This is a genomic window from Rhizobium sp. Leaf371 (genome assembly GCF_001424045.1).
Classification (GTDB): Bacteria; Pseudomonadota; Alphaproteobacteria; order Rhizobiales; family Rhizobiaceae; genus Ferranicluibacter.
Genome location: NZ_LMQB01000029.1, coordinates 39,615 through 61,901 on the forward strand (window position 1 = coordinate 39,615; position 22,287 = coordinate 61,901).

Annotated in this window: 22 protein-coding genes; 16 read left to right on the forward strand and 6 right to left on the reverse strand. The window is 65.2% G+C overall.

From position 1 onward, the window contains the following. Positions 1-131 precede the first annotated feature (131 nt). The 9 genes from ASG39_RS22050 (at position 132) to ASG39_RS22090 (ending at position 9,265) form a co-directional block, all read left to right on the forward strand. A complete protein-coding gene (locus tag ASG39_RS22050; protein WP_062597275.1) occupies positions 132-1,154 on the forward strand; it encodes an ABC transporter permease in 1,023 nt (340 codons plus the stop codon). Beyond that, positions 1,154-2,038 carry an ABC transporter permease gene (locus ASG39_RS22055; RefSeq protein ID WP_062597124.1) on the forward strand — a complete coding sequence of 295 codons (885 nt, stop codon included), beginning with the start codon at positions 1,154-1,156 and terminating at the stop codon, positions 2,036-2,038. Before ASG39_RS22050 ends, ASG39_RS22055 begins: the two co-directional genes overlap by 1 nt. Beyond that, a complete protein-coding gene (locus ASG39_RS22060) occupies positions 2,035-2,880 on the forward strand; it encodes an ABC transporter ATP-binding protein (RefSeq protein WP_062597125.1) in 846 nt (281 codons plus the stop codon). The genes ASG39_RS22055 and ASG39_RS22060 overlap by 4 nt, the downstream gene beginning before the upstream one ends. After that, positions 2,877-3,758, forward strand: a complete 882-nt coding sequence (locus tag ASG39_RS22065; protein WP_062597126.1) for an ATP-binding cassette domain-containing protein — start codon at positions 2,877-2,879, stop codon at positions 3,756-3,758. Before ASG39_RS22060 ends, ASG39_RS22065 begins: the two co-directional genes overlap by 4 nt. Positions 3,759-3,795: 37 nt before the next feature. Then, positions 3,796-5,343 (forward strand): hydantoinase/oxoprolinase family protein, encoded by a 1,548-nt coding sequence (locus tag ASG39_RS22070; protein ID WP_062597127.1) that lies wholly within the window; start codon positions 3,796-3,798, stop codon positions 5,341-5,343. Next, the gene (locus tag ASG39_RS22075; RefSeq protein WP_062597128.1) at positions 5,333-6,451 is read left to right on the forward strand and encodes a DUF917 domain-containing protein; all 1,119 of its coding nucleotides are present in this window, start codon (positions 5,333-5,335) and stop codon (positions 6,449-6,451) included. The genes ASG39_RS22070 and ASG39_RS22075 overlap by 11 nt, the downstream gene beginning before the upstream one ends. Then, positions 6,448-7,545 (forward strand): DUF917 domain-containing protein, encoded by a 1,098-nt coding sequence (locus ASG39_RS22080; RefSeq protein WP_062597129.1) that lies wholly within the window; start codon positions 6,448-6,450, stop codon positions 7,543-7,545. Before ASG39_RS22075 ends, ASG39_RS22080 begins: the two co-directional genes overlap by 4 nt. Next, the gene (locus ASG39_RS22085; RefSeq protein ID WP_244481310.1) at positions 7,520-8,617 is read left to right on the forward strand and encodes an AraC family transcriptional regulator; all 1,098 of its coding nucleotides are present in this window, start codon (positions 7,520-7,522) and stop codon (positions 8,615-8,617) included. Before ASG39_RS22080 ends, ASG39_RS22085 begins: the two co-directional genes overlap by 26 nt. A gap of 99 nt (positions 8,618-8,716) precedes the next feature. Continuing rightward, entirely contained in the window at positions 8,717-9,265 is a 549-nt protein-coding gene (locus ASG39_RS22090) for a YbhB/YbcL family Raf kinase inhibitor-like protein (RefSeq protein ID WP_062597130.1), read from the forward strand. 58 nt (positions 9,266-9,323) lie between these two features. On the opposite strand, the gene ASG39_RS22095 is transcribed toward ASG39_RS22090, so the two are convergent. Further along, entirely contained in the window at positions 9,324-9,734 is a 411-nt protein-coding gene (locus tag ASG39_RS22095; protein WP_062597131.1) for a hypothetical protein, read from the reverse strand. A gap of 443 nt (positions 9,735-10,177) precedes the next feature. Here ASG39_RS22095 and ASG39_RS24035 point away from each other — a divergent pair, with 443 nt between their 5' ends. After that, a complete protein-coding gene (locus tag ASG39_RS24035) occupies positions 10,178-10,681 on the forward strand; it encodes a hypothetical protein (protein WP_062597132.1) in 504 nt (167 codons plus the stop codon). Between the two features lie 46 nt (positions 10,682-10,727). Here ASG39_RS24035 and ASG39_RS22105 read toward each other — a convergent pair whose 3' ends face one another. Both ASG39_RS22105 and ASG39_RS22110 read right to left on the reverse strand, forming a co-directional pair. Further along, entirely contained in the window at positions 10,728-11,378 is a 651-nt protein-coding gene (locus tag ASG39_RS22105) for a response regulator transcription factor (protein ID WP_062597133.1), read from the reverse strand. Further along, positions 11,375-12,766 carry a sensor histidine kinase gene (locus ASG39_RS22110; protein ID WP_156468242.1) on the reverse strand — a complete coding sequence of 464 codons (1,392 nt, stop codon included), beginning with the start codon at positions 12,764-12,766 and terminating at the stop codon, positions 11,375-11,377. Before ASG39_RS22110 ends, ASG39_RS22105 begins: the two co-directional genes overlap by 4 nt. A 264-nt stretch (positions 12,767-13,030) precedes the next feature. Here ASG39_RS22110 and ASG39_RS22115 point away from each other — a divergent pair, with 264 nt between their 5' ends. Together ASG39_RS22115 and ASG39_RS22120 are read left to right on the forward strand one after the other, a co-directional pair. Next, positions 13,031-13,435, forward strand: a complete 405-nt coding sequence (locus ASG39_RS22115; protein WP_062597277.1) for a DUF1236 domain-containing protein — start codon at positions 13,031-13,033, stop codon at positions 13,433-13,435. A gap of 115 nt (positions 13,436-13,550) precedes the next feature. Next, entirely contained in the window at positions 13,551-13,796 is a 246-nt protein-coding gene (locus tag ASG39_RS22120; protein ID WP_062597135.1) for a hypothetical protein, read from the forward strand. A gap of 48 nt (positions 13,797-13,844) precedes the next feature. Here ASG39_RS22120 and ASG39_RS22125 read toward each other — a convergent pair whose 3' ends face one another. Both ASG39_RS22125 and ASG39_RS22130 read right to left on the reverse strand, forming a co-directional pair. Next, positions 13,845-15,731, reverse strand: a complete 1,887-nt coding sequence (locus ASG39_RS22125) for an EAL domain-containing protein (protein ID WP_062597136.1) — start codon at positions 15,729-15,731, stop codon at positions 13,845-13,847. Beyond that, a complete protein-coding gene (locus tag ASG39_RS22130; RefSeq protein WP_062597137.1) occupies positions 15,728-17,554 on the reverse strand; it encodes a CHASE4 domain-containing protein in 1,827 nt (608 codons plus the stop codon). Before ASG39_RS22130 ends, ASG39_RS22125 begins: the two co-directional genes overlap by 4 nt. Before the next feature lie 305 nt (positions 17,555-17,859). Here ASG39_RS22130 and ASG39_RS22135 point away from each other — a divergent pair, with 305 nt between their 5' ends. After that, on the forward strand, positions 17,860-18,261 hold the full coding sequence (locus ASG39_RS22135) for a DUF1236 domain-containing protein (protein WP_062597138.1): 402 nt from the start codon (positions 17,860-17,862) through the stop codon (positions 18,259-18,261). An 87-nt stretch (positions 18,262-18,348) separates the two neighbouring features. Here the strand turns inward: ASG39_RS22135 and ASG39_RS22140 are convergent, their stop codons facing one another. Next, a complete protein-coding gene (locus tag ASG39_RS22140) occupies positions 18,349-19,236 on the reverse strand; it encodes a LysR family transcriptional regulator (protein ID WP_062597139.1) in 888 nt (295 codons plus the stop codon). Between the two features lie 226 nt (positions 19,237-19,462). Between ASG39_RS22140 and ASG39_RS22145 the strand changes: the two genes are divergently transcribed. From ASG39_RS22145 to ASG39_RS22155, 3 genes are all read left to right on the forward strand, one after another. Then, positions 19,463-20,608: an MFS transporter gene (locus ASG39_RS22145; RefSeq protein ID WP_082477457.1), complete on the forward strand. Its 1,146-nt coding sequence runs from the start codon at positions 19,463-19,465 to the stop codon at positions 20,606-20,608. 26 nt (positions 20,609-20,634) lie between these two features. After that, positions 20,635-21,756, forward strand: coding sequence for an alpha/beta hydrolase (locus tag ASG39_RS22150; RefSeq protein ID WP_200943911.1), 1,122 nt, complete (start codon positions 20,635-20,637; stop codon positions 21,754-21,756). 88 nt (positions 21,757-21,844) lie between these two features. Further along, positions 21,845-22,264, forward strand: a complete 420-nt coding sequence (locus tag ASG39_RS22155; RefSeq protein ID WP_244481311.1) for a cyclophilin-like fold protein — start codon at positions 21,845-21,847, stop codon at positions 22,262-22,264. The last annotated feature ends 23 nt before the right edge of the window (positions 22,265-22,287 follow it).

The window sequence follows — 22,287 nt, forward strand, 5'->3', positions numbered from 1 at the left end:
GGGAAAGCCGCGCTTGTCCTGATCGCGGTTTCAGACCGCCGTTGTCTCGTCCCTGTCCGCTGTCCTCCCAAGGCGGACCGGAACACGCGCCTTCCTCCATGATGTTCCGTTTCTTTCGAAAGGCCGGGTTCTTGGAATTCCTGCTCTTCCTTCTCAGGCGTGTCGCATGGTCGCTACTGGTGCTCTTCGGGCTCTCGGTCGTGATCTTCATCATCGCCCGCGCCATGCCGGGCGATCCCGTGCGGCTGGCGCTCGGGCCACGGGCCAGTGTCGAACAGGTCGAGCAATTGCGTGAGACGCTGGGGTTCAACCAGCCGCTTGTCCAGCAATATGGCATGTATGTCGCGGGCCTCGCGCGGGGCGATCTCGGTCGGTCTCTACTGACGGAACAGCCGGTCGCGGACGATATCCGCCAGACCTTTTCGGCAACCTTCGAGCTCGTCCTGTCGACCATCACGATCGCCTTCGCGCTCGGCGTCCCTCTCGGCGTCGCCGCCGCCCGATACAAGGACCGATGGCCTGACAACGTGGTGCGCATCATCGCCATCTTTTCCGCCGTGACGCCAAGCTTCTTCCTCGCCATCCTCCTTCAGATCCTCGCCGGCTACGTTCTCCATGTCCTGCCGACAACCGGTCGCCTGCCGCCGGGACTGGCCTTTTCGGCCGATAACACCGGCCTGATCACAATCGACGCGCTGTTTGCCGGTCGTTTCGACGTCTTTCTCGAAGCGTTGCGCTACCTGCTTCTGCCGTCGATCGCGCTGGCGGCCGCGACGATGGGGCAGATCGCCCGCATCACCCGCTCCTCGATGATCGACGTCTCCAGCCAGGATTATGCGGAAGCCGGCCGCGCCTTCGGCATTCCCGAGCGGGTGCGCGTCTTCAAATACATGCTGCGCCCGAGCTTCGTGCCGCCGCTGACCATTCTGGGCCTGGAATTTGCGTCCCTGATCGGCAATGCCTTCGTCGTGGAATTGGTCTTTTCCTGGCCCGGCATGGCGGCCTACGGGGTGCGTACCATCCTGCAGAAGGATCTCAACGCCATCATGGGCGTGGTCATCGTCTCTGGCGTGTTCTTCGTGCTCGCCAATCTCGTCATCGACGTTCTCACCGGCATCGTCGATCCGCGCATCCGTATAAGGGGGCGCCGCTGATGACGCAGACCTCCCTCGTTCCAGAAACGCGCCGCCTCTCGAATGCCTATCGGAACTGGTATCGCTTCTCGCGAAATCCGACGGCGGTCATCGGCGCCGCGATCGTCTTCCTCTGCATCTTCGCCGCCCTTTTCGCGCCCTTCATCACGCCCTATCCGGAGCATGTCGGCGCGGTCGTCAATTTCCGGGCTCGCCATCAGCCGCCGTCGCTGACCTTCTGGTTCGGCACCGACAATGTCGGGCGCGACATCTTCACCCGCACGATCTACGGCATGCGCATCTCGCTTCTTCTGGCTTTCGTCGTGCTCGGCACCGCCGTCCCCATCGGCACGATCCTCGGTCTTCTCGCCGGTTACTTCGGCGGATGGGTGGAAACCGTCATCATGCGCGTGACGGATATCGCGCTTGCCCTCCCTCCGCTCGTCATGGCACTGGCCGTGGCCGCAGTCCTTTCGCCCGATCTCGTCAATTCCCTCCTCGCCATCGCCGCGCTCTGGTGGACCTGGCACACACGGCTGATCTACGCGATCACCAAACAGATTCGGACGCAGGAATTCATCGAGGCGGCAGAGACGCTCGGCGCGAGCAAGATCCACATCCTTTTCCGGGAGATCCTGCCGAACTGCGTGTCCGCCATCGCCGTCAAGACCTCGCTCGATTGCGGCTTCGTCATTCTCGTCGGTGCCTCGCTCTCCTTCCTCGGCCTCGGCATCCAGCCGCCGACGCCCGATCTCGGCACCATGGTCGCGCAGGGCGCGGGCTTCCTGCCGGATTTCTGGTGGGAATCGGTGCTTCCCGGTCTCGCGATCCTGTTCGTCGCGCTCGGCTTCAACCTGCTCGGCGATGGCTTGCGCGACCTTTTCGACGTCCAGGAGGTCCGATGAGCTTCCCCCTCCTTCGTGTCGAGAACCTTTCCGTCTCCTTCACCACTTATGGCCAGACCGTCCCCGTCCTGCACGGCGTCAGCCTCGATGTGCCCGCCCGCTCGCAGGTAGCGCTCGTCGGCGAGAGCGGATCCGGCAAGACCGTGACGATGAAGGCCATCATGGGCCTTTTGCGCCAGCCGCCCGCCCGCATCACCTCCGGCGCGATCTATTATGACGGCGCGGACCTCCTGACCATGCCGGAGAAGGAGCGCCTGAAACTGCGCGGCACGGCGATGTCGATGGTGTTCCAGGACCCGATGAGTTCGCTCAATCCGGTCTTCACGATTGCCGACCAGATGGCGACGATCCTGAAATATGCCGACAAACGCCTCGGCCGAACCCGCTCCTCGAGAGATCGCATGCAGCGGGTTCACGACACGCTGGCGCAGGTGCGCATGCGCGACCCCGAGCGGGTGGCGCGCGCCTACCCGATCGAGCTTTCCGGCGGCATGCGGCAGCGCGTGCTGATTGCCATGGCGCTCCTGAGCGAGACCGACCTTTTGATCGCCGACGAGCCGGGAACTGCGCTCGACGTGACCACGCAGGCGCAGATCCTCAAGCTCCTCAAGGATCTGGTCGAGGCGCGCGGCCTTGCCCTTCTGATGATCACCCACAATCTGGGCGTCGTGCGGGAGACCTGCAACAGCGTCTATGTCATGCAGAAGGGTGTCATCGTCGAGGCGGGCGAAACCGCCGCGATCTTCGAAGCCCCGGCGCATGACTACACTCGCAGCCTCATCGACGCCGTGCCGCGCCTGACCGGCGGGCGGCGCTTCGGAACCGCGGAGGTTCCGACATGAACGGACCGATGCTGGAGCTGAAGAACCTCTGCAAGGCATTCCCGATCCGCAACGCCTTCGGCCGCAGGACCGGCGCGCTGCAGGCGGTCGACAACGTCTCGATGGCGATTGCGGCGGGCGACGTCTATGGCCTTGCCGGCGAGAGCGGATCGGGCAAATCCACGATCGCCCGCATGATCATGGGGCTGGAAACGCCCGACAGCGGCGACATCCTTATCAACGGGCGTCGCATTCACGATCGATCCGACGGCGTGGCGCATGGTCGGCGCGTGCAGATGGTGTTCCAGAACCCCGGCTCCTCGCTCAACCCGCGCCGCACCGTCGGCCAGTCGATCGCGGTGCCGCTGGAGGCGCTTGGGTTTCCCCGCATCGGCCGTCCCGCGCGCATTGCAACCCTGCTCGACATGGTGCAGCTGCCTGCGGCCTTCGCCGAGCGGTATCCGCACGAGCTTTCCGGCGGACAGAAGCAGCGCGTCGCGATCGCTCGCGCGCTCGCGGTCGAGCCGAAGCTTCTGGTGCTGGACGAGCCGACGTCAGCGCTCGATGTGTCCGTGCAGGCCAAGGTCATGGACCTGCTCGCCGACCTCGGCCGGCAGATGGGCCTTACCTATCTGTTCATTTCCCATGATCTTAGCCTGATGCGCAATTTTGCGCGCGAGGTCAGCGTGCTCTATCGCGGCGCCATCGTGGAGCACGGAAAGTCGGACACCGTCTTCGAACGTCCGTCCCACGACTATACGCGCCTGCTGATCGCCTCCGTACCCGTCATCTCGGCGGAGGAAGCAGCACTCCGCCCCGTCATCCCGCTGATCGACGGCGAACTTCCGACGCCCGAACAACTGATCGCGCTGCGGCACGCAGCGGATCGCCAAGCATGACAAGCCCAGAGATGACACGCAAGAAGGTTCAAAACCCATGATTAGGATAGGCATCGATGTCGGCGGCACCAATACGGACGCCGTGGTCATGAACGGGACGGAGGTGATCGCCGGCGTCAAATCCGCAACCACCGCCGATGTGATGAGTGGCGTCGTCAATGCGTTGCGCGACGTGCTGGCGGCCTCCGGAATGGAAGCCTCCGCCGTCGATTTCGTCATGATCGGCACGACCCATTTCACCAACGCCGTCGTCCAGCGTCGCGATCTCGCGCAGACCGCGGCTGTCCGCCTCGGCCTGCCCGCGACGGCCTCGCTGCCGCCGATGGTCGATTGGCCGGAAGACCTGAAGCAGTCGATCGGCAACCACGCCTATCTCGCACATGGCGGCAACGAGTTTGACGGTCGCGTCATCTCGCCGCTCGACGAGGTGGAGCTGAGGAGCATCGCTCGCGACATCGTCGCCAAGGGCATCCGCACCATCGCGATCACCTCGGTCTTTTCTCCTGTTTCCACGGATTTCGAGCGCCGCGCCGGTGCCCTCTTCGAAGCGGAAATTCCCGGCGTGCACATCACGCTGTCGAGCGACATCGGCCGCATCGGGCTTCTGGAGCGCGAAAACGCGGCTATCATGAATGCCTGCCTGCGCGACCTCTCCGCTCACGTCATCGAGGCCTTCCGCAACGCGATCCGCGAGGCCGGCATCACCGGAAAGTTCTTCCTGACGCAGAATGACGGCACGCTGATGGATGCAAGCTTCGCCGAGAAATTCCCGGTCCTGACCTTCGCTTCGGGGCCGACGAACTCCATGCGCGGCGCAGCGTTCCTCTCCGGCGTCAGCGATGCCATCGTGGTCGATATCGGCGGCACGACTTCGGATGTCGGTTCGCTGCACAAGGGCTTTCCCCGCCAGGCGACCATCGCCGTGGAAGTCGGCGGCGTTCGCACCAATTTCCGCATGCCGGATGTCTTCTCCATCGGCCTCGGCGGCGGGTCGCATGTCGTGGAAACGGACAGTGGCATCAAGGTTGGCCCGGTTTCCGTCGGCTACCGTATCAAAACCGAGGCGCTGATCTTCGGCGGGGAAACGCTGACCACAACCGATGTAGCGGTCGCCGCCGGCCGTGCGTCGCTCGGCGAAGCGCAGAAGGTCGCCCATCTTTCCCCCGATCTCATCGATCGCGTACAAGCGAAGATCCACGCGATGCTGGAAGACTGCGTCGAAAAATCCCGCCTGTCTCCCGATCCGCTACCGGTCATCGTGGTCGGCGGCGGCTCCATCCTGGTCGATGGCCCGTTGAGCGGGCTCGATGTTATCAAGCCTGCGCATTTCGGCGTCGCGAATGCCGTGGGTGCCGCTATCGCGCAGGTCTCCGGCGAGATCGATCGCGTCTATGCGCTGGCAGAACTGGGTCGTGACAAGGCGCTCGACGACGCTAAGCAGCGCGCGGTCGATGCGGCGATTGCCGCCGGCGCAGCACCTGACAGCATCGAGATCGTCGATGTCGAGGACGTTCCGCTCGCCTATCTGCCGGGCAACGCCACGCGGATCCGCGTGAAGGCCGTGGGAGAGCTGCATGCCGGTTGAAGGCTATCTCCTCACGGAAGACGATCTCCTGCCGCTGTCCATGGGGGCCGCTCTGCTCGGAACCGGTGGCGGAGGCAATCCCTATATCGGCATGCTGCGTGCCCGCGAACTGATGCGCAAGGGCGCCGAGGTGCGCGTGCTGCCGCTCGAAGCGCTGGCCGACGATGCCTGGGTGGCAGAGTGCGGCGGCATCGGCGCACCGGTCGTCGGCGTTGAGAAAATCGAGGAAGGCGGCGAATGCTACCGCGCGGTGCGCGCCGTCGAAGAAGCGGTAGGCGTGACCGTCTCCGCGATGATCTCGGCCGAAATCGGCGGTGCGAATGCCATCGAGCCGATCATTGCGGCCGCCATGGCCGGACTTCCGGTCGTCGATGGCGATGGCATGGGCCGGGCTTTCCCCGAAGTGCAGATGACCACCTACATGATCTATGGCGCCGCACCGGCGCCCGCCGCCATTGCCGACGACAAGGGCAATGTCGTGGTCTTCAAACAGATGGTTGATATGTTCTGGCTGGAGCGCTTCGCCCGCGACGCCTCCGTCGCCATGGGAGCAGGCGCGGGGTTCGCGGTCGCCCCGATGCGTGGGGATTTCGTCAAGAAAACCTCCGTGCCGGGCACTGTGACGCAGGCGCTGGAGATCGGGCGAACCATTCTCGATGCCCGCCTGAAGCGCCGGAACGTCGTGGAACGGGTGGTCGAGACGACGGGGGCGACCCTGTTCTTCACCGGCAAGATTACCGACATCCGCCGGGAACTGACCGGCGGCTTTGCCAGAGGCGAAGCGCTGCTATCGGGCGTCGGCCAGTGGGCGGGCTCGCAAGCACGGATCGCGATCCAGAACGAGAACCTCGTTCTCTGGGTCGATGGCGTGGCCGTCGCCATGGTGCCGGACCTCATCATCAACTTGGAACTGGACACCGGCGAGCCCCTGACCACCGAGATCCTGCGCTATGGACAGCGCATCGCGGTGATCGGCCTGCCGGTCCACGACCTGATGAAGACGCCGCGTGCGCTCGAGATCGTCGGACCCAAGGCCTTTGGCTATCCGGAGCTCACCTTCGAGCCGATGACCTACAACAATGCGCAAAGCTGGGAGCGCCGTGCATGAAGATTCTCAGAACGATCCATGCCGAGGATCTCGATGATATCGCCATTGGCGGCGCCATTCTCGGCACCGGCGGCGGGGGCGATCCCTATGTCGGCAAGCTCATGGCCAAGGAGGCCATCCGCAGGCACGGCGCCGTGCAGCTGATCGACGTCGGCGAGCTGGCCGACGACGCCCTCGTCGTTCCCGTCTGCATGATGGGGGCGCCAACGGTGATGACGGAGAAGCTGCCGCAGGGCGACGAGCTTCTTAACGCATTCCGCAAGCTGGAACACCTCCTCGGCCGCAAGATCGACGCGGTGCTCTGCGGCGAAGCCGGTGGCGTCAACTCCACGACGCCCTTCGTGGTGGCCGCCGCCGCAGGCCTGCCGCTGGTCGATGGCGACGGCATGGGGCGAGCCTATCCCGAATTGCAGATGGTAACCTTCACTCTCCACGGCATCTCCGCCACACCCATGGTTCTCTGCGACGACAAGGGCAACGCGCTGGTGCTCGAAACTGTCAGCAATGCCTGGACGGAGCGGCTGGCCCGCGCCGCAACCGTCGAGATGGGCGGATCGGCGCTTCTCGCCTTTTACCCGATGAGCGGCAGGCAGGCCAAGGCCTGCGTCGTTCGCGGCACGCTGTCTCTTTGCGCCAATCTGGGGCTGGAGCTGCGGGAAAGCCGGCTGTCGAACGCAAATCCGGTCGCGGCCATCGCAGCGAAGCTTAGCGCCTCTGTCCTCTTCCACGGCCGCCTGACGGATATCGATCGCCGCACGATCGGAGGCTTTGCCCGGGGAACGGCACGGTTCGACGGCGTGGAGGACTGGAGAGGCCAGACGTTCCGGCTCGACTTCCAGAACGAGTTTCTGATGGCCGAGCGCAATGGCGAGATCGTCTGCACCACGCCGGATCTCATCACGCTTCTGGAAGCCGAAAGTGGCAATCCGGTCACGGCGGACTCCCTACGCTACGGCCTTCGCCTCGTCGCCCTTGCCTTCCCCTGCAACCCGCAATGGAAGACGGCCGCCGGCATCGCGCTCGTCGGCCCCCGCTACTTCGGCTATGATACGGATTATATCCCGTTCGATGCAGATAAAGCGACCGCGGGATGACGACGGCAGCAGGCCACGGCTTCGTTCAATCTCAAAAATCAAACTTCTGCCAAAGTCGTGCCAGGACGGATCGACATTCAGCATTCACAAATCAGTTGATCGCTGTTTCCCAGGCCAACGTGTTGAACCACGGAGGTCTCGGGATACCGCCGTTTCAACCCCTGTCGGCGTGTCGATGCCGTTGATCGAGGGCGCAGGAGGGTTCACAACGGGGGGAGCGCAGAGGTTTCCGTCACAAGGGTCGCCCGTGAAGCACGAAAAACAGGATCAGGGCGTCGGCATGGACATGGCAGGGTCCGGCGTGTCCATTCTCTCGGTCACCCAGGCGACGTCCGCGACGTTTACGGACCTGTATTTTACACAGACCTTCCTCTTTTTCATCGAAACCGGATCGAAGCGGGTGAAATGCCCGACGAACGGGGAGGTGATCGGCGAGGCGGGGGACGTGTTGATTTTCCCGCCCGGCTCCGTGGTGACCCTCGAAAATCGGCCGATCCTCAAGGCGCGCTACCGGGCCGATGGCGTGTGTTTTCCCCATGATCTGGTCGATAGGGTTTTTGCCGACCAGCCGCAGCGCGCCACTTCGCCGGGCATTCAGGTGCTGCGCGCCGCGGCGCATCGGCCGTCGGAGATTCTCGATCTCATCAAGGACACGCTCGGCAGGGACGACCTGCCGCCGGCCATCCGGCAGCATCGGTTTCTGGAACCCCTGATCTGGCTCCGCCAGAAGGGGGTACACCTGCCGAAGCGGGGTGAGGAGCAGCCCTGGGGCAAGGTGCGGCGGCTGATCGAGACGGACCTCGGCCATCCCTGGCGGGTGGCAGAGGTCGCCGGACACTTTGCCATGAGCGAGGCGAGCTTTCGCCGATGGCTGGCGCGATCGGGGCCCGGTTTCGCCCGGATCCTGTTCAACACCCGCCTCGAGAAGGGCCTGACCCTGCTGCAGTCGACGGATCTTCCGATCTCGCAGATCGCGCTGGACTGCGGCTTCAAAACCCCGTCGCATTTTTCCGACTCCTTTCGAAAAAGGTTCGGCATTACGCCGCGCATGATCCGATTTGCGGAGGAATGATCGTTTTTCGATAGTCTTTGAGCGCTGGCCGGAAGCGCGACGACGGGCGGCGATCTATCGAAGACAGCGTGATCAATCGTCTCGAAAGGACATATCATCATGCTGAAGACCGCTTCTCTCGCCGGCGTGCTGCTGGCAACCCTGATGGGCGCCACGGCCAGCGCGCAGGACTTCAAACTGTCCAGCACGTCCATTGCCGAAGGCGCGCAACTTGCCTCCGACTTCGTCTTCAAAGGCTTTGGATGCGACGGCGGCAACCGCTCGCCGCAACTGTCCTGGTCCGGCGCGCCGCAGGGCACGAAGAGCTTTGCGATCACCGCCTATGATCCGGACGCGCCGACCGGCTCGGGGTGGTGGCACTGGAACGTCGTGAACATCCCGGCCTCCGTGACCTCCCTCGCCCTGGGCGCGAGCGGGGGCAAGACAATGCCGGCAGGGGCGGTTGAGATCACCAATGATTACGGCGTGGCCGGCTTCGGCGGCGCCTGCCCGCCTCCCGGCGCCGTCCACCGCTACGTGTTCACGGTGCACGCCCTGTCGACGGAGCGTCTGGATCTGCCCGACAACGCCAGCAATGCGCTGGCGGGCTTTATGATCGGCGCGAACACGATCGGCAGCGCACGCATGACGGCGGTCTATAGCCGCTGAGACGAGGATCGCGGGCGGGGACCGTCGATGAGGCACCATCGACGGCCCTGGCCGGCCGCTAATGATAGTCCGGCAGGCTGGCGAACAGTCTTTCCACGGCGGAGGCCAGGGTTTCCGTGGGGTTGGCGGCGCAGTAGGTTCGGACATGGCGCAGGATGGAGGCTTCCGAGACGGTGGCGATGTCGCGCTGCCGTGACGGATCGCCGACGGGGTCCGCATTCGAACCGCTGATGAAGCCGGAGCTCCAGGCCGTGACGATGCGATCGAAATGGGCGTCGCCGAGCATTTCGATGGTGGCCGCGCAGGAACTGGCGCCGATCCCGACATCGCTCGGCGCGTGCGCCGCAAAGCTGCCGATGGCGTAGCTCATGCCGATCAGGACCGTCAGGCCGCCGGCAGCCCGCTTGAGCCGCAGCCCTGGCAGGCGGCGTTTGGCAGGCGGTTTCTGATCATTGAACGTGTCGGTCATAGCGTTTCTCCAAGCCCGATATGACGCTTGGAAGATGAACCGGGACTGAATCCGGGGGGACATCGAGGGTTTACACCCGATCGGCGGCGGCGGGCTTGCGTCCTCCGCCCTGTCTTAAACGGGCATGTCTTACGCGGGCGAAACCGATCGGGATCGCCGCACGTCTTTCCTTACAGGCCGCGCACTGTTCGACCGGTTGCGCGTGCGGTCCGCGACGGTTCCGGGCCGGGACTTCCGTCCCGTCCGGCATCAGACCTTGGTCGGGCGGGGACGGTCTTTGGTTGGATGCCGGCCCGCAAATGGAACCTTGGGCATCGCAGAGGCTTCAACCGGAACCCCTATAATGGGGCATGGCAGGATGAGACGGCGTTCCCGGTGTAGTCCAAGCACGGCTGCGGGACGTAGGATGGCAAAGATCAGGATGCGCCGGGATCCGGAGAGAGATGATGAACCGAAATCTGTATCTTGTCGGCATGCTGGGTTGTCTTCTGGCCGTGGCCCCTGTTCGTTTCGCGCTGGACAGCGCGGTCTCGTTCGACGCTGCCGCGACCTTTGCCAAGGACGGTAACAATGGCGGCGGGAATGGTGGCGGCAACGGGGGCGGGAACGGCGGAGGCAATGGCGGGAACGGGAACGGGAACGGGAATGGCGGCGGGAACGGCGGTGGTCGGGGCAATAGCGGCGCGGCGGGCAGCAGGACCGGAGGAAACAGCAATGCGGAAGCCGGTCCTTCCACCCGGGCGCCGGCCACCAGCCTCCCGGCCTTCACGAGGCCGGAGGATGACGGGACCGATGGTCTGGCCTTAAGCGTTCGCCACCGCAACGGATTTCGGGAACAGCTCGCCCGTGGGCGCTACGTGATGCGCGACGCGCAGGGTCGCATCGTCGTCGATCGCCGCGCGACGCGCGCGGATCGCGACCGGTTGAGGCGGCTGGCGGCCCGGTGATGTCAGAGGCGACGGTTGCGGCGACGGTCGATCCGCCCCACCGTCATCAGCGGGAAAGATGCGCATCCCGCATGGCAAGCGCTGCCTCGGTGCGGTTCTTCACGTTCAGTTTCACGAAGATCCGCGTCATATGATGCTTGATGGTCTTTTCGTGCAGGTTCAGGTCGCGCGCGACCATCTTGTTGCTGAGACCGGAGGCGACGAGCTTCAGCACGTCCTGCTCCCGCGCCGTCAGGCTGGCCAGCGCGTCCTGATCGGCGGGCTTGGCATGCGCTTCGGTCATGTCGGCGACCAGCTTGAAGGAGAGCGCCGGCGCAATGTAGCTTTCGCCGGAATGGACGGTGCGGATGATCTCGGCCAGCGTGCGCGAGCCCACGCCCTTCAGCACGTAGCCCTTGGCGCCGCGCTGGATGGCGGTCTTCAGATCGTCAGCGCTTTCCGACACGGTCAGCATGATCAGAATGCGCGTCGGACAGTCTTCCAGGATCGGCTCGATCGCCTCCAGCCCGCCGCCGGGCAGCGAAATGTCGAGAAGCATGACGTCGGGGGCGCATTCGCGTGACAGCCGGACGGCGTCGGCGCTGCTGCTCCCCTCGCCGACGATCCGAAAGCCGCCGATTTCATTGAGGCTGCGGCTGACCCCCTCGCGAAACAGCGGATGATCGTCCACCACGGCAATGCTGATCGTCTGCGTCATATCTGTTCCCCCTCCTCCAGCGCGAGGCGCATCGTGACAATGGTGCCTTGCGGCGTGGCCTGTATATTGAACTGACCGCCAAGGCTTTCAATCCGTTCGCGCAGGCCCGCAAGCCCGAGACTTCTCGGCTGGACCGCGGACGGGTCGAACCCCGCCCCCTGGTCGGCCGTCTCAACCGTTACCGTCCTCCCGGTTACATCGAGCCGCACGCTCTGCCCCTTGGCATGCGCATGCCGATAGCCGTTGTTGAGCGTTTCCTGCACGAACCGGTAGACGCAGATCCGCATGGCCGTGGAGAGCGCTGGCAGCTCGGCCGGCGTCTCCTGCACCAGCGCCACCCGCGCGCCCGTGCGCTGGCGATAGGCGCGGACGGCGCGCTCGACGACCTCGTGAACCCCGAGCGCCTCGATATCGGGAAGGACGAGGCCGGTGCAGATGCTGCGGATCTCGCGCATGGCCTCGTCGAGACTGTCCTTGATCGCGGTGATCTCCTGCTCTCGTCGACCGCGCGATACCGAGGGATCGAGCAGCACCTCGCTGTCGATGCGCAGCCCGGCAAAGGCCACCAGTTGCGCCGGCCCGTCATGCAAGTCGGCCCCGACGCGGCGGAGAAAATTCTCGTTGAGCGCGGCGGTGCGCTGCGAGGCGCGTTGCACGCGGGCGCTCAGCGCCTTGTTCTGGGCGAGAAGCGTGGAGAGTTCCGAAATCCGGTCGGCAAGCGCCACGCGCTGGCGCTCGATCGTCCGGTTGCCGCGAAACACGATGAGCGAGAGGACGCTGAAGAACAGCAGGGTCACCAGAATGACCGCGGCCCATGTGGAAAACCGGGCCGTCCGGATATCGTTTTCGAACTCGTTGGACACTTCGTAGAATTCGAGAACGGCGACGATTTCGCCGGACCAGGGCTGCAGCACCGGATTGTAGATCTCCAGGAGCCGCTTGCCCGTCGCCTTCTCCGCCAGGCTCTCCGGGTCGTCCGCATGGTCGAAATGCGCGACGATGGCGCCGGAAAAGGCGCGCTGCAGATCGGCGCTCGGCGCGAATGTGCGGCCCATCAGCGCCTTGTCGTTGGAGTACAGCACGGTGCCGTCCTTGCGCCACAGCCGGAACGAGATCAGCCGCTGTCCGAGCGCGCCCTGGCTCAGGGTCTCGTCCAGCGCCCGCTCCACGGTTTCGTCCAGCGCGACGGTGGTCTTCAGATCGGGAAGGATCGGCGCGATGATGCTGTCGACATAGAGCGCGGTTGCCGCGGCGGAATTGCGGGTCACGGTCGCTTCGATCAGGTTGGTGACGAAGGCCCCCACGAGCGCGATCGCAACAAGGGCCACCGCCCCGCCGGCGATGAAGAACTGCCGCGCGAGCGACTGCGCATTCCAGCGATCGGTCATTTTCCGGATCTGGTCCCGGATGGTGCTGTGCGTGTATCGGCGCATGGGTCCTCAACATCCGCCGGCGGCGGCCGTCATGTCAGTGGACGATTACATGGAATGCGGTCGTCCCAAGGCAAGCGCAAGCATCTCCCACGCGATATCTGTTCGCAGCAGCGCCCGTGGGACCAAAGTCGGAGGCCGGAGGGCAAAGGTCTGAGTGGCGGAACGGGGTGGTGCGAACCCCGTTGAGGGGCATCGCAACGACCAGAAAGGATGGATCTCATGAAAAATCTCCTCATCGTCACGACCGCTCTCTTCGGCCTCGCCGGCGGCTTTGCCGGCACAGCCCAGGCGCAGGAGGGCACGGTGACCGGTGCCGCCGGCGGCGCGGTTACGGGTGCCGTCGTCGGAGGCCCGGTCGGGGCCGTCGTCGGTGGTGCCGTCGGCGCCATTGCCGGCACGGCCATCGATCCGCCGCCGGCGCGCGTCGTGCAGTATGTCGAAAGCCAGCCCATGCCCGAACAGCATGTCAGCATCCAGCAGGACATCGTCGTCGGCAAACCGCTCCCGCGCGAGGTCGTGCTGACCCCGGTCGCCGACGACCCGACCTATGCCTATACCGTCGTCAACGAACGCCGGGTCATCGTCGACCCGCAGACCTACACCGTGGTTCAGGTCGTCGAATAAACGCACCTGATCGCCTCGTCTCCCCGCCGCCGTTGAACCCCTGCGGGCGGCGGGAACCCCCTGCGGGCGGCGGGGAAACGAGCGCGGACCAACCTTTTGAGAAAGCAGACCTGTCATGGCCAAGGACGAGAAAAAAGACCCGTTTCAGGAGATCGAGAAGTTCCATCTCCTGCACGAGGCGCAACTTCTGGCGCTGGTCGCCACCTTCGAGCAGACAGGGACGCTGAAGGGCGACCACTACAAGGCCAATGTGCTCGCGCTCTCCGAAACCTTGAAAGGCACGCCGAATTATGGCGTCGCCGACGCGCTCGTCGCCTTTTCCAGCCAGCTCGGCACCGACAAGGCTGCGGTTCGTAAGTAACCGCCGACGCTTTTCCGTCTCCGGCGCACCGGCGCTCACCCTGTCACATCAGGCCGCATGCTGCCGGCCTGCGCCGGCAAGGTTCAGGATCTTTTCCACCTCGCCGCGCGAACAGGGTCTGTGGAACAGGAACCCCTGGAGCTGGTCGCAACCGACCGCCTTCAGGATATCGTGCTGCACCACATCCTCGACGCCTTCCGCCGTGATGGTCAAGCCCATGGCCAGTCCGAGGCTGACGATCGATCGGATCATCCTGTCGGCATCCGGCTTGGTGGTCAGCGCGCTGACGAAGGAGCGGTCGATCTTGAGCTTGTGGAAATTGAGGCGCGAGAGATAGCCGATGCTGGCATAACCGCTGCCGAAATCATCGAGCGCGAACCGGAATCCGGCGAGCCGCAGCACCTCGACCTGGGCAAGGAACGAGGCAGTATCGTTCGTCATGGCCGTCTCGGTGATCTCGAACTCGATCTTGTCCGGCATGACCCCCATGTCGCGCGCAAGCGTCAGTACGGTCGCGGCGAAATCCGGCTTGGCGAACTGCAGAACGGAGAGGTTGATCGAGGTGGTAACGTCAGGCCACGCCCGCGCGTCCGCAAAGGCCGTTCTCAGAACCCAGTCGCCGAGTTCGCCCATCAGGCCGTTCTTCTCGGCGATCGGCACGAAGATGTCCGGCGAAATCGGGCCATAACCGTCATGCTGCCAGCGCAGCAGCGCCTCGACGCCGGTCACCGTCTTGCCGTCGATGCACATCAGCGGCTGGTAGAAGAGACAGAGCCCGTCCGTCTCGATGGCGGCTTTGAGGTCGCGCGCCATCATCTGGTCGTGCAGGAAGATCCGGTCGAGATCGGGATCGAAGGCGCGGGCGACGCCGCGGCCCGCATCCTTGGCGACGTAAAGCGCGACGTCCGCCTGGCGCATGAGCTCGGGCAGATCGGTCTCCGCGCCGTCGCTCTCGCGGGAATAGCCGATGGAAAACGGCACCGGCAGATGATGCGCGCCCGTGACGAACGGCGCCTCGGCCATGGCAAGCACGCGGGCCAGCAGCGGTTCGAGCCGCGCCGTCTCGCAGACGATGGCGAACTCGTCCCCGCCCAGACGGGCGACGAAACCCTCGTCGAGGACCGCCGCAGACAGCCGCCGGGCGACCTCGCAGATCAAGAGATCGCCGACGCCATGGCCGTAGGTGTCGTTGACCCGCTTGAAGCGGTCGAGATCCAGATAGAGAAGCGCAAGCCTCGCGCCGCTCGCCCTCGCGCGGTCACGGGCCAGGTCGAACTGTTCCTGCAGCCCGGTGCGGTTCAAAAGCTTCGTCAGGGGATCGCGGCGGGCGGCCCGGTGGGCGGAGGCTTCGCTCGCTCGCAGCGCCTGGTTCAACGCCTCCAGCGCCTCGACCTGGGCCGCAAGTTCGCTCGCGATCCGGCTGTCGCTGGTCCAGCGGTTGACGAGCGTGGTCGCCATCTGGCGCACCTCGTCCGCATCGAAGGGTTTGACGAGATAGAACAGCCGGTCGAGCGTTCCCACCACGCCGGCGATCTCGGCCGGACGATGGTCGGAATAGCCCGTGACGATGACGATGTTGATGACCGGCTCGATCGCCCGGATCTGCCGGGCGGCTTCGACGCCGTCGATGCCGGGCGGCATGCGTACGTCGAGAAACACGACGCCGAAGGGCTGACCGGCGGCCTTGGCCGCGCGCACGGCCTCGACGGCTTCTTCGCCCTGGCGGCAGGTGACGATCTCGTCGATGACGCCGATCCCGCCGGCCGCCGGCTCGTCGCCGAAGAGGTCGGCGGACAAGGCGTCGTAGTCGCTCGCCTCTTCGTCCCCGGCCGATGCGACGAGGTCGGCGAAGATCCGCCGGTAGGCATCGAGAATGCCCGCCTCGTCGTCGCAGATCAGGATCCGGCGTTTGCCGTGTGTCGGTGATACGGTCATGCTGCGTCTCGTCTTGATAGAGCGGCCGGCAGGGTGATCCTGAAGGTGGCGCCCTGCTGCGGCCCGTCGCTTTCGACCGACAGGCGGCCGCCCATGGCATTCACGGCATTGGCGCACCAGTGCAGGCCGACGCCGCGCTTGCCGCCGCTCTTGGTCGAAAAGCCCTTTTCGAACAGCCGGTCCCGGTTCGCAGCGTCGATGCCGACGCCGTCGTCGCTGACGGTCAGCTCCACGCTCCCCGTCGCAGCACCATCGGTGATCGACCGTGCGGCAATCCGCACCGTGCCGGCGCCCTTGCCGGAGGCGTCGATCGCTTCGGCCGCATTGACGATCAGGTTGCCGAAAACCTGTTCGAGCGGAACCCGATGGCCGAGGGCTGCAAGGCTCTCGAGATCGCCGACATCGACGGCGATGCCATCGCGGCGCTCGATGAGCGGCAGGGCATTGCGCAGCGAGGCTGCGAGATCGACCGTATCCAGCACGCGTTCCCGCTGGGCCGAACGGTCCTGGTCCTTGAGGATATCGTCGACATGACGCAGCATGGAGACGAGCGAGCCCACCTCCTCCTGCCGCGCCCGGTCCTCGTCCATCAGCCGGGCCGACGACAGGGCGACGAACTGCTGAAGCTTGGCCGCGCGGTCGGGCGCGAGCCCGTCTTCGCCGAGCTGATCCAATGCCTTGGTCAGGTTCTGCTTCCATGGCGCGGCATTCGCCTTGGCAAGGCCCCAGGCGACGACGGAAATGGGGCTCAGCGCATTGCGCACATTGTGGAGGAGACCGGCGGCCTCGTCGGCGGCGCCATGGTCGTAATCCTGCCGCCGCAGCTTTGCCCGGAGGTCATCGAGCTGCCGGGCCATCGCGTTGAAGGACACCACGGTTTCGCTCAGCTCGTCGCCCTTGCCGTCTTCCCGCATCGGATCGAGATGACCGCTCGCGGCAACCGACAGGAGGTGCGAGCGCAGCGTCTCGATGCGGCGGATGACGATGAGGCGCAGGATGACGCCGAGGGCGATCAGCAGGATCGTCGCGCCGGCCAGCAGGAGGAGCAGCGTCGTGAGGATGGTCTGTTCGCCGACGGCGGTGATGTCGCGCGGCGTGTGCGACCGGATCATCGCCAGGGCCCGGCCATCGGGCCCGAGCAGCGGATCGATCTTGTCGACCGTCCGGCCTCTCTCGGCCATGGGCCGCGTCGGGAAGGACGAGGTCGCCACCAGATCGAAATCGACGCGCGTCGCCGAGCGGATCGCGTCCATGTCGAGGAGCCGGCCGAGGACGAGCGTTCCGGCGCGGATGCCGGACCTGTCGGAGCGCAGGATGGGCGAATAGCCGATGACGGCGAGGCCCTCCGGCGTCTGCATCAGCGAGGAGCGGATGGCCACGCCCTGCGGCTCGGTCAGGAACGGGCTGTTTTGCGGCAGGCGCGTCGTCGGCAGGAGTTTCACCGGCCGGGGGTCGTCCGCGTCGTCCTGCGCAAAGCCGCTGTCGAGCACCACCTGCCCCGCGGTATCGATCGCGACGAAGAAGGTGACGCCGAGTGTCTTCAGCGATTCCGCGGTGACGTTCTTGTCCTGATAGTCGGGCCCGGCACCCTTCATGAAATCGTAGGTATCGTCCCAGATGGCATAGTCGCCGGCACTGTTGGCGACCTGATCCTTCTGCAGCTGGATGGCTTCCAGCACGCGGGTCTGGTTGCGCTCGGCGGCCTGCTCCTCGAGAGCGGAGAAGCTGGGGAGCACGGCGAGCCGCAGCGTGGCGAAGTTGAGAACGGCGGAAACCGCGACGACGCCAAGCAGGGCAACGTTCAATTTGGTGACGAGACGCATGAAAGATTCCTTTGGGACATCCTTACATCGTCTTCGTAAAGCCGCGGTTGCGGATGGTGGTTAACGCGATTTTTCGGTCCGGCGGCTGGCGCGGTTTCCCGGCGTTATGTTCGAACTTCCTGACCGATCCAGTTGCGAAACCGCGGAATTCCAGGGCGCGTCAGACTTAAGTCCTAAGTCTCGGTGCCCCGGCATGGACTGAAGTCCCGAGCCGGAACCAACAGGCCGGGCAAAGCCTTTCCGTCCCGAACCACACGACAAGAACAAGACCAACGCATTCCGAAACACAACAAGGACCAGACCCCATGAAAACCGCTCTTCTCATTCCTTTCGCCGTCCTGTCGCTCGGCTTCAGCACCGCTGCCTATGCAGACGGCAACGGCACGGTCACCGGCCTGGCCGGCGGTGCGGCAACGGGTGCCGTCGTCGGCGGTCCGGTCGGCGCGGTGGTCGGTGGCGCCGTCGGTGCCATCGCCGGTGCCGCGATCGACCCGCCGCCGGAACGCGTCGTCACCTATGTCCGCCAGCAGCCCATGCCGACGCAGCGCGTCGTCGTCGAGGAGCCGATCGTGGTCGGCAAGCGCGTGCCGCAGACCGTCGTGCTGACCCCCATCCCGGAAGACCCCACCTATTCCTACGCCATCGTCGACCAGCAGCGCCTGATCGTCGATCCGCAGACGGGCCAGGTCGTCCAGATCGTCCAGTAATAATTGACGTACCGATTACCGAAGGGGCTCCTCGCAAGAGGGGCCCTTTTTTCGTGTGCGTGTACACGAACGCATTTCCTGCGGCTCTCAAGCCTTCAGCGCATCCACCACGATCTTGAAGGCCGGTGAGTTCTGGCGGCGGCTGGGGTAGTAGAGATAGTAGCCGGGAAACAGCGGGCACCAGTCGTCCAGAAGCTGGACCAGGCGGCCGGCGGCGATCTCGGCAGTGACAAGGCCTTCCGGCACATAGGCGATGCCGTAACCGGCGACCGCCGCATCGATCATGGCGAAGGAGGTGCTGAAGGTCAGCTGTCCGTCGACCCGGACCCGAACCTCGCGGCCGTCCTTCTCGAACTCCCAGGCATAGAGACCGCCGGCCCGGGCCTGCCGGTGGTTGATGCAGACATGGCCGACCAGCTCCTGCGGCGTCTTCGGCGCCTCGCGCGTGGCGAGATAGGCGGGCGATGCGACGGCCACCAGCCGCCAGTCCGGGCCGATGCGCACCGCGATCATGTCCTTGTCGACGCTTTCCCCGAGCCGGACCCCGGCATCGAACTTCTCCTCGACGATGTTGCGGAAGCCGTTGTCGCTGTTCAGCTCCACCTTGATATCGGGATACTGGAGCAGGAGCGGGCGCAGCTTCGGCCAGACGGTGCTCTCCTGCGCATGGTCCGACAGCGTGATCCGCACCGAGCCGACCGGCTTGTCGCGGATCTCCATCAACTGGTCGATCTCGGTCTCCAGCTCTTCGATGCGCGGCGCGAGCGAGCGGATCAGCCGCTCGCCGGCGTCCGTCGGAACGACGCTGCGGGTCGTGCGGGTGAGCAGGCGCAGGCCCATCCGGGCCTCCAGCTTCTTGATCGTGTGGCTGATGGTCGATTGCGACGTCCCGAGCTTTGCCGCCGCCTTGGTGAAGCTGCGCTCCTCGGCAACCGCGAGAAACCAGAGCATGTCGTTCAGATCTTCGCGCTTCATGGCTGCCCGTTCCCGCCGCTCTGCCGTCTTAATTGATGTCCATCATCGATAAGTCCATGCGAATTGCAACGGCTAATTCCGGAACTGCATTCGACTTATCTTGTCCCGCATGACAGACCATGCCCTCACACACGATCTTGCGCCGCACGAGCGCGGCCCAAAGGACGCGTCCCCAAGCGCGAACACCACCGTGCCCAAGGCTGCCGCCTGGAGCGCCGTCATCTCCATGGCGCTCTGCGTCGCGGTTCTCATCGCCTCCGAGTTCATGCCGGTCAGCCTGCTCTCGCCGATCGCGACCGAACTCGGCGTGAGCGAAGGCCGGGCGGGACAGGCGATCTCGATCTCGGGCATCTTCGCGGTGCTGACCAGCCTCTTCGTGGCCAGCCTCACCCGCAGGATCGACCGGCGGCTGGTGCTCGCCGCCTTCTCGCTGCTGCTGGTGATCTCGGGCACGATCGTCACGTTCTCGCCGAACTATCTCGTCCTGATGATCGGCCGCGCGCTGCTCGGCATCGCGATCGGCGGCTTCTGGTCGATGTCGACCGCGATCGTCATGCGGCTCGTGCCGGAAGAGTCCGTGCCCAAGGGCCTGGCGATGCTGAATGCCGGCAATGCCATCGCCGCGACGATTTCCGCGCCGCTCGGCAGCCTGCTCGGAAACTATATCGGCTGGCGCGGCGCCTTCTTCGCCGTGGTGCCTCTGGCGCTGGTGGCGCTGGTCTGGCAGTGGATCAGCCTGCCGCCACTGCCGCCGCGTCGCGCGGAAACGGGCACGGGTGCAGCCGCATCCGACAGGCGCTCGGCGAACGTGTTCCGGCTTCTGCTGCGCCGTCCGGTCGCGCTCGGCATGGCCTCCATCCTCCTGCTGTTCACGGGCCAGTTCGCACTCTTCACCTATCTCCGCCCCTTTCTGGAGACGGTGACGGCGGTGTCGATCGAGACGCTCTCGATTCTCCTGCTGCTGATGGGCCTTGCCGGGGTCGTCGGCACCACTCTCGTCAGCCACCTGCTCGGCACCCGCCTGTTTCCCGTGCTGATCGCCATCCCGCTGGTCATGGCCGCCATCGCGCTCGGGCTTATCGCCTTCGGATCCTCCGTCACCGCCACTGCGGCCCTGCTCGTCGGCTGGGGACTGTTCGGCACGGCGGCGCCTGTCGGCTGGGGCACCTGGCTCAGCCGCACCATGCCCGAGGATGCCGAGGCCGGCGGCGGCCTGCAGGTGGCGACCATCCAGCTGGCCATCACGCTCGGCGCCTCCACCGGCGGCATGCTGTTCGATGCCGCGGGATGGTGGACGACCTTCCTGCTTGCCGCCGTGCTCCTGTCCGGCTCTTCCCTTCTCGCCGCGGCGGCCTGGCATTCCCGCCGGTAACCCTCACCCATCAAGGACCCATCGACATGACGAAAGACATCCTCTCCGACGACACGCAAACGCGCGCCGAGATGCAGGCGACGGGCATCGACCGTCGCAACCTGCTCAAGATGACGGGGGCCGGCATCGCCGCGCTCGGTTCGATCTCGCTTTTCGACAGCACCACCGCAAAGGCTCAGGACATGTCCAACGGCGCTTCCAATTTCTACACCAGCGATCGGGTGACCCTGCAGAAGGTCACCTTCAAGACCCAGGACCGGACGACGGTTGCCGGCAACCTGTTCGTGCCGAAAGACCTGGACCGGGCGGCGAAACATCCGACGATCATCGTCGGCCACCCCATGGGGGCGGTCAAGGAACAGAGCGCCAATCTCTATGCCACCAAGATGGCCGAGCAGGGCTTCGTCGCCATGTCGATCGACCTGCCCTTCTGGGGCGAGAGCGAGGGGCAGCCGCGCAATCTCGTCTCTCCGGAAGCCTATGCCGAAGCCTTCAGCGCCGGCGTCGATTTCCTCGGCACGCAGGCCTTCGTCGATCGCGGCAACATCGGCGCGATCGGCGTCTGCGGCAGCGGCAGCTTCGTCATCAGCGCCGCCAAGATCGATCCGCGCATCAAGGCGGTCGCCACCGTCAGCATGTACGACATGGGCGCCGCCTTCCGTGATGCGCTGAACAAATCCCAGACGGTCGAGCAGCGCAAGGCCTTCATCGCCACGGCCGCCGAGCAGCGCTGGGCGGAGGCGGATGGCGCGGACCCGCACTATATCGGCGGCACGACGCTTGCCCTGACGGCCGAGACCGACCCGATCCAGCGCGAATTCTACGACTTCTACCGCACGCCGCGCGGCGAATTCACCCCGGCCGGCGTCAGCCGGGAGACGACGACCAAGCCGAGCCTCAGCAGCAGCACCAGGTTCATGAACTTCTACCCGTTCAACGATATCGAAACGATCTCGCCACGCCCGATGCTGTTCATCTCGGGCGACCAGGCGCATTCGAAGGAATTCAGCCAGGACGCCTACAATCGTGCCTCGGAGCCGAAGGAGCTCGTCTGGATCAAGGGTGCCGGCCATGTCGATCTCTACGACCGCGTGGACCTGATCCCGTTCGAAAAGCTCAAGGGCTTCTTCGACCGGCATCTGGCCTGATCCGCAACCAGAAGGCGGCAGGCGGCGATCCGGCGCCGCCGCCGCCATATCGATCTCCGGACGATCTGACAGACAAGGAAAACCGGACATGACATGGTTCGCCGCGCCTGCCTCTGCCGCCATTCTGCTGACGCTTTCGATGGGAGGACCCGCCATGGCCGAGAGCCGTATCCTGATCACCTCCGACTGGGGCAAGGTCACCGCCGAGCTTGCCGACAATGCCGCCGCACATGCGCTTCTCGCGATGCTGCCGCTGACGATCGAGATGGACGACCATCTGCGCCAGGAAAAGACCGGCACCCTGCCGCGCGCTTTGCCCGCGGCGCCGCGCCAGCGCGCCTTTTCCGTCGGCACGCTCGGCCTCTGGAGCTCCGGCGATTTCGTCATCTATTACCGCGACGGCGAGGTTCCGCCGCCGGGCATCGTGCGTCTCGGCCAGGTCACCGGCGACGTCTCGATCTTCGACCGTCCCGGCAAGGTCACGGTGACGGTGGAAGCCGCGCGTTAGGTCTTCCAGAAACGACGAAGGAG

Bases quoted from the DNA above. Each gene is read 5' to 3' on its own strand.
- ASG39_RS22105 (WP_062597133.1), bottom strand. From the start codon at position 11,378: ATGACGCAGACGATCAGCATTGCCGTGGTGGACGATCATCCGCTGTTT.
- ASG39_RS22080 (WP_062597129.1), top strand. From the start codon at position 6,448: ATGAAGATTCTCAGAACGATCCATGCCGAGGATCTCGATGATATCGCC.
- ASG39_RS22075 (WP_062597128.1), top strand. From the start codon at position 5,333: ATGCCGGTTGAAGGCTATCTCCTCACGGAAGACGATCTCCTGCCGCTG.
- ASG39_RS22140 (WP_062597139.1), bottom strand. From the start codon at position 19,236: ATGAAGCGCGAAGATCTGAACGACATGCTCTGGTTTCTCGCGGTTGCC.
- ASG39_RS22095 (WP_062597131.1), bottom strand. From the start codon at position 9,734: ATGACCGACACGTTCAATGATCAGAAACCGCCTGCCAAACGCCGCCTG.
- ASG39_RS22085 (WP_244481310.1), top strand. From the start codon at position 7,520: ATGCAGATAAAGCGACCGCGGGATGACGACGGCAGCAGGCCACGGCTT.
- ASG39_RS22120 (WP_062597135.1), top strand. From the start codon at position 13,551: ATGGCCAAGGACGAGAAAAAAGACCCGTTTCAGGAGATCGAGAAGTTC.
- ASG39_RS22125 (WP_062597136.1), bottom strand. From the start codon at position 15,731: ATGACCGTATCACCGACACACGGCAAACGCCGGATCCTGATCTGCGAC.
- ASG39_RS22130 (WP_062597137.1), bottom strand. From the start codon at position 17,554: ATGCGTCTCGTCACCAAATTGAACGTTGCCCTGCTTGGCGTCGTCGCG.
- ASG39_RS22110 (WP_156468242.1), bottom strand. From the start codon at position 12,766: ATGACCGATCGCTGGAATGCGCAGTCGCTCGCGCGGCAGTTCTTCATC.
- ASG39_RS22065 (WP_062597126.1), top strand. From the start codon at position 2,877: ATGAACGGACCGATGCTGGAGCTGAAGAACCTCTGCAAGGCATTCCCG.
- ASG39_RS22155 (WP_244481311.1), top strand. From the start codon at position 21,845: ATGACATGGTTCGCCGCGCCTGCCTCTGCCGCCATTCTGCTGACGCTT.
- ASG39_RS22070 (WP_062597127.1), top strand. From the start codon at position 3,796: ATGATTAGGATAGGCATCGATGTCGGCGGCACCAATACGGACGCCGTG.
- ASG39_RS22060 (WP_062597125.1), top strand. From the start codon at position 2,035: ATGAGCTTCCCCCTCCTTCGTGTCGAGAACCTTTCCGTCTCCTTCACC.
- ASG39_RS22145 (WP_082477457.1), top strand. From the start codon at position 19,463: ATGGCGCTCTGCGTCGCGGTTCTCATCGCCTCCGAGTTCATGCCGGTC.
- ASG39_RS22135 (WP_062597138.1), top strand. From the start codon at position 17,860: ATGAAAACCGCTCTTCTCATTCCTTTCGCCGTCCTGTCGCTCGGCTTC.
- ASG39_RS22055 (WP_062597124.1), top strand. From the start codon at position 1,154: ATGACGCAGACCTCCCTCGTTCCAGAAACGCGCCGCCTCTCGAATGCC.
- ASG39_RS24035 (WP_062597132.1), top strand. From the start codon at position 10,178: ATGATGAACCGAAATCTGTATCTTGTCGGCATGCTGGGTTGTCTTCTG.
- ASG39_RS22115 (WP_062597277.1), top strand. From the start codon at position 13,031: ATGAAAAATCTCCTCATCGTCACGACCGCTCTCTTCGGCCTCGCCGGC.
- ASG39_RS22090 (WP_062597130.1), top strand. From the start codon at position 8,717: ATGCTGAAGACCGCTTCTCTCGCCGGCGTGCTGCTGGCAACCCTGATG.
- ASG39_RS22150 (WP_200943911.1), top strand. From the start codon at position 20,635: ATGACGAAAGACATCCTCTCCGACGACACGCAAACGCGCGCCGAGATG.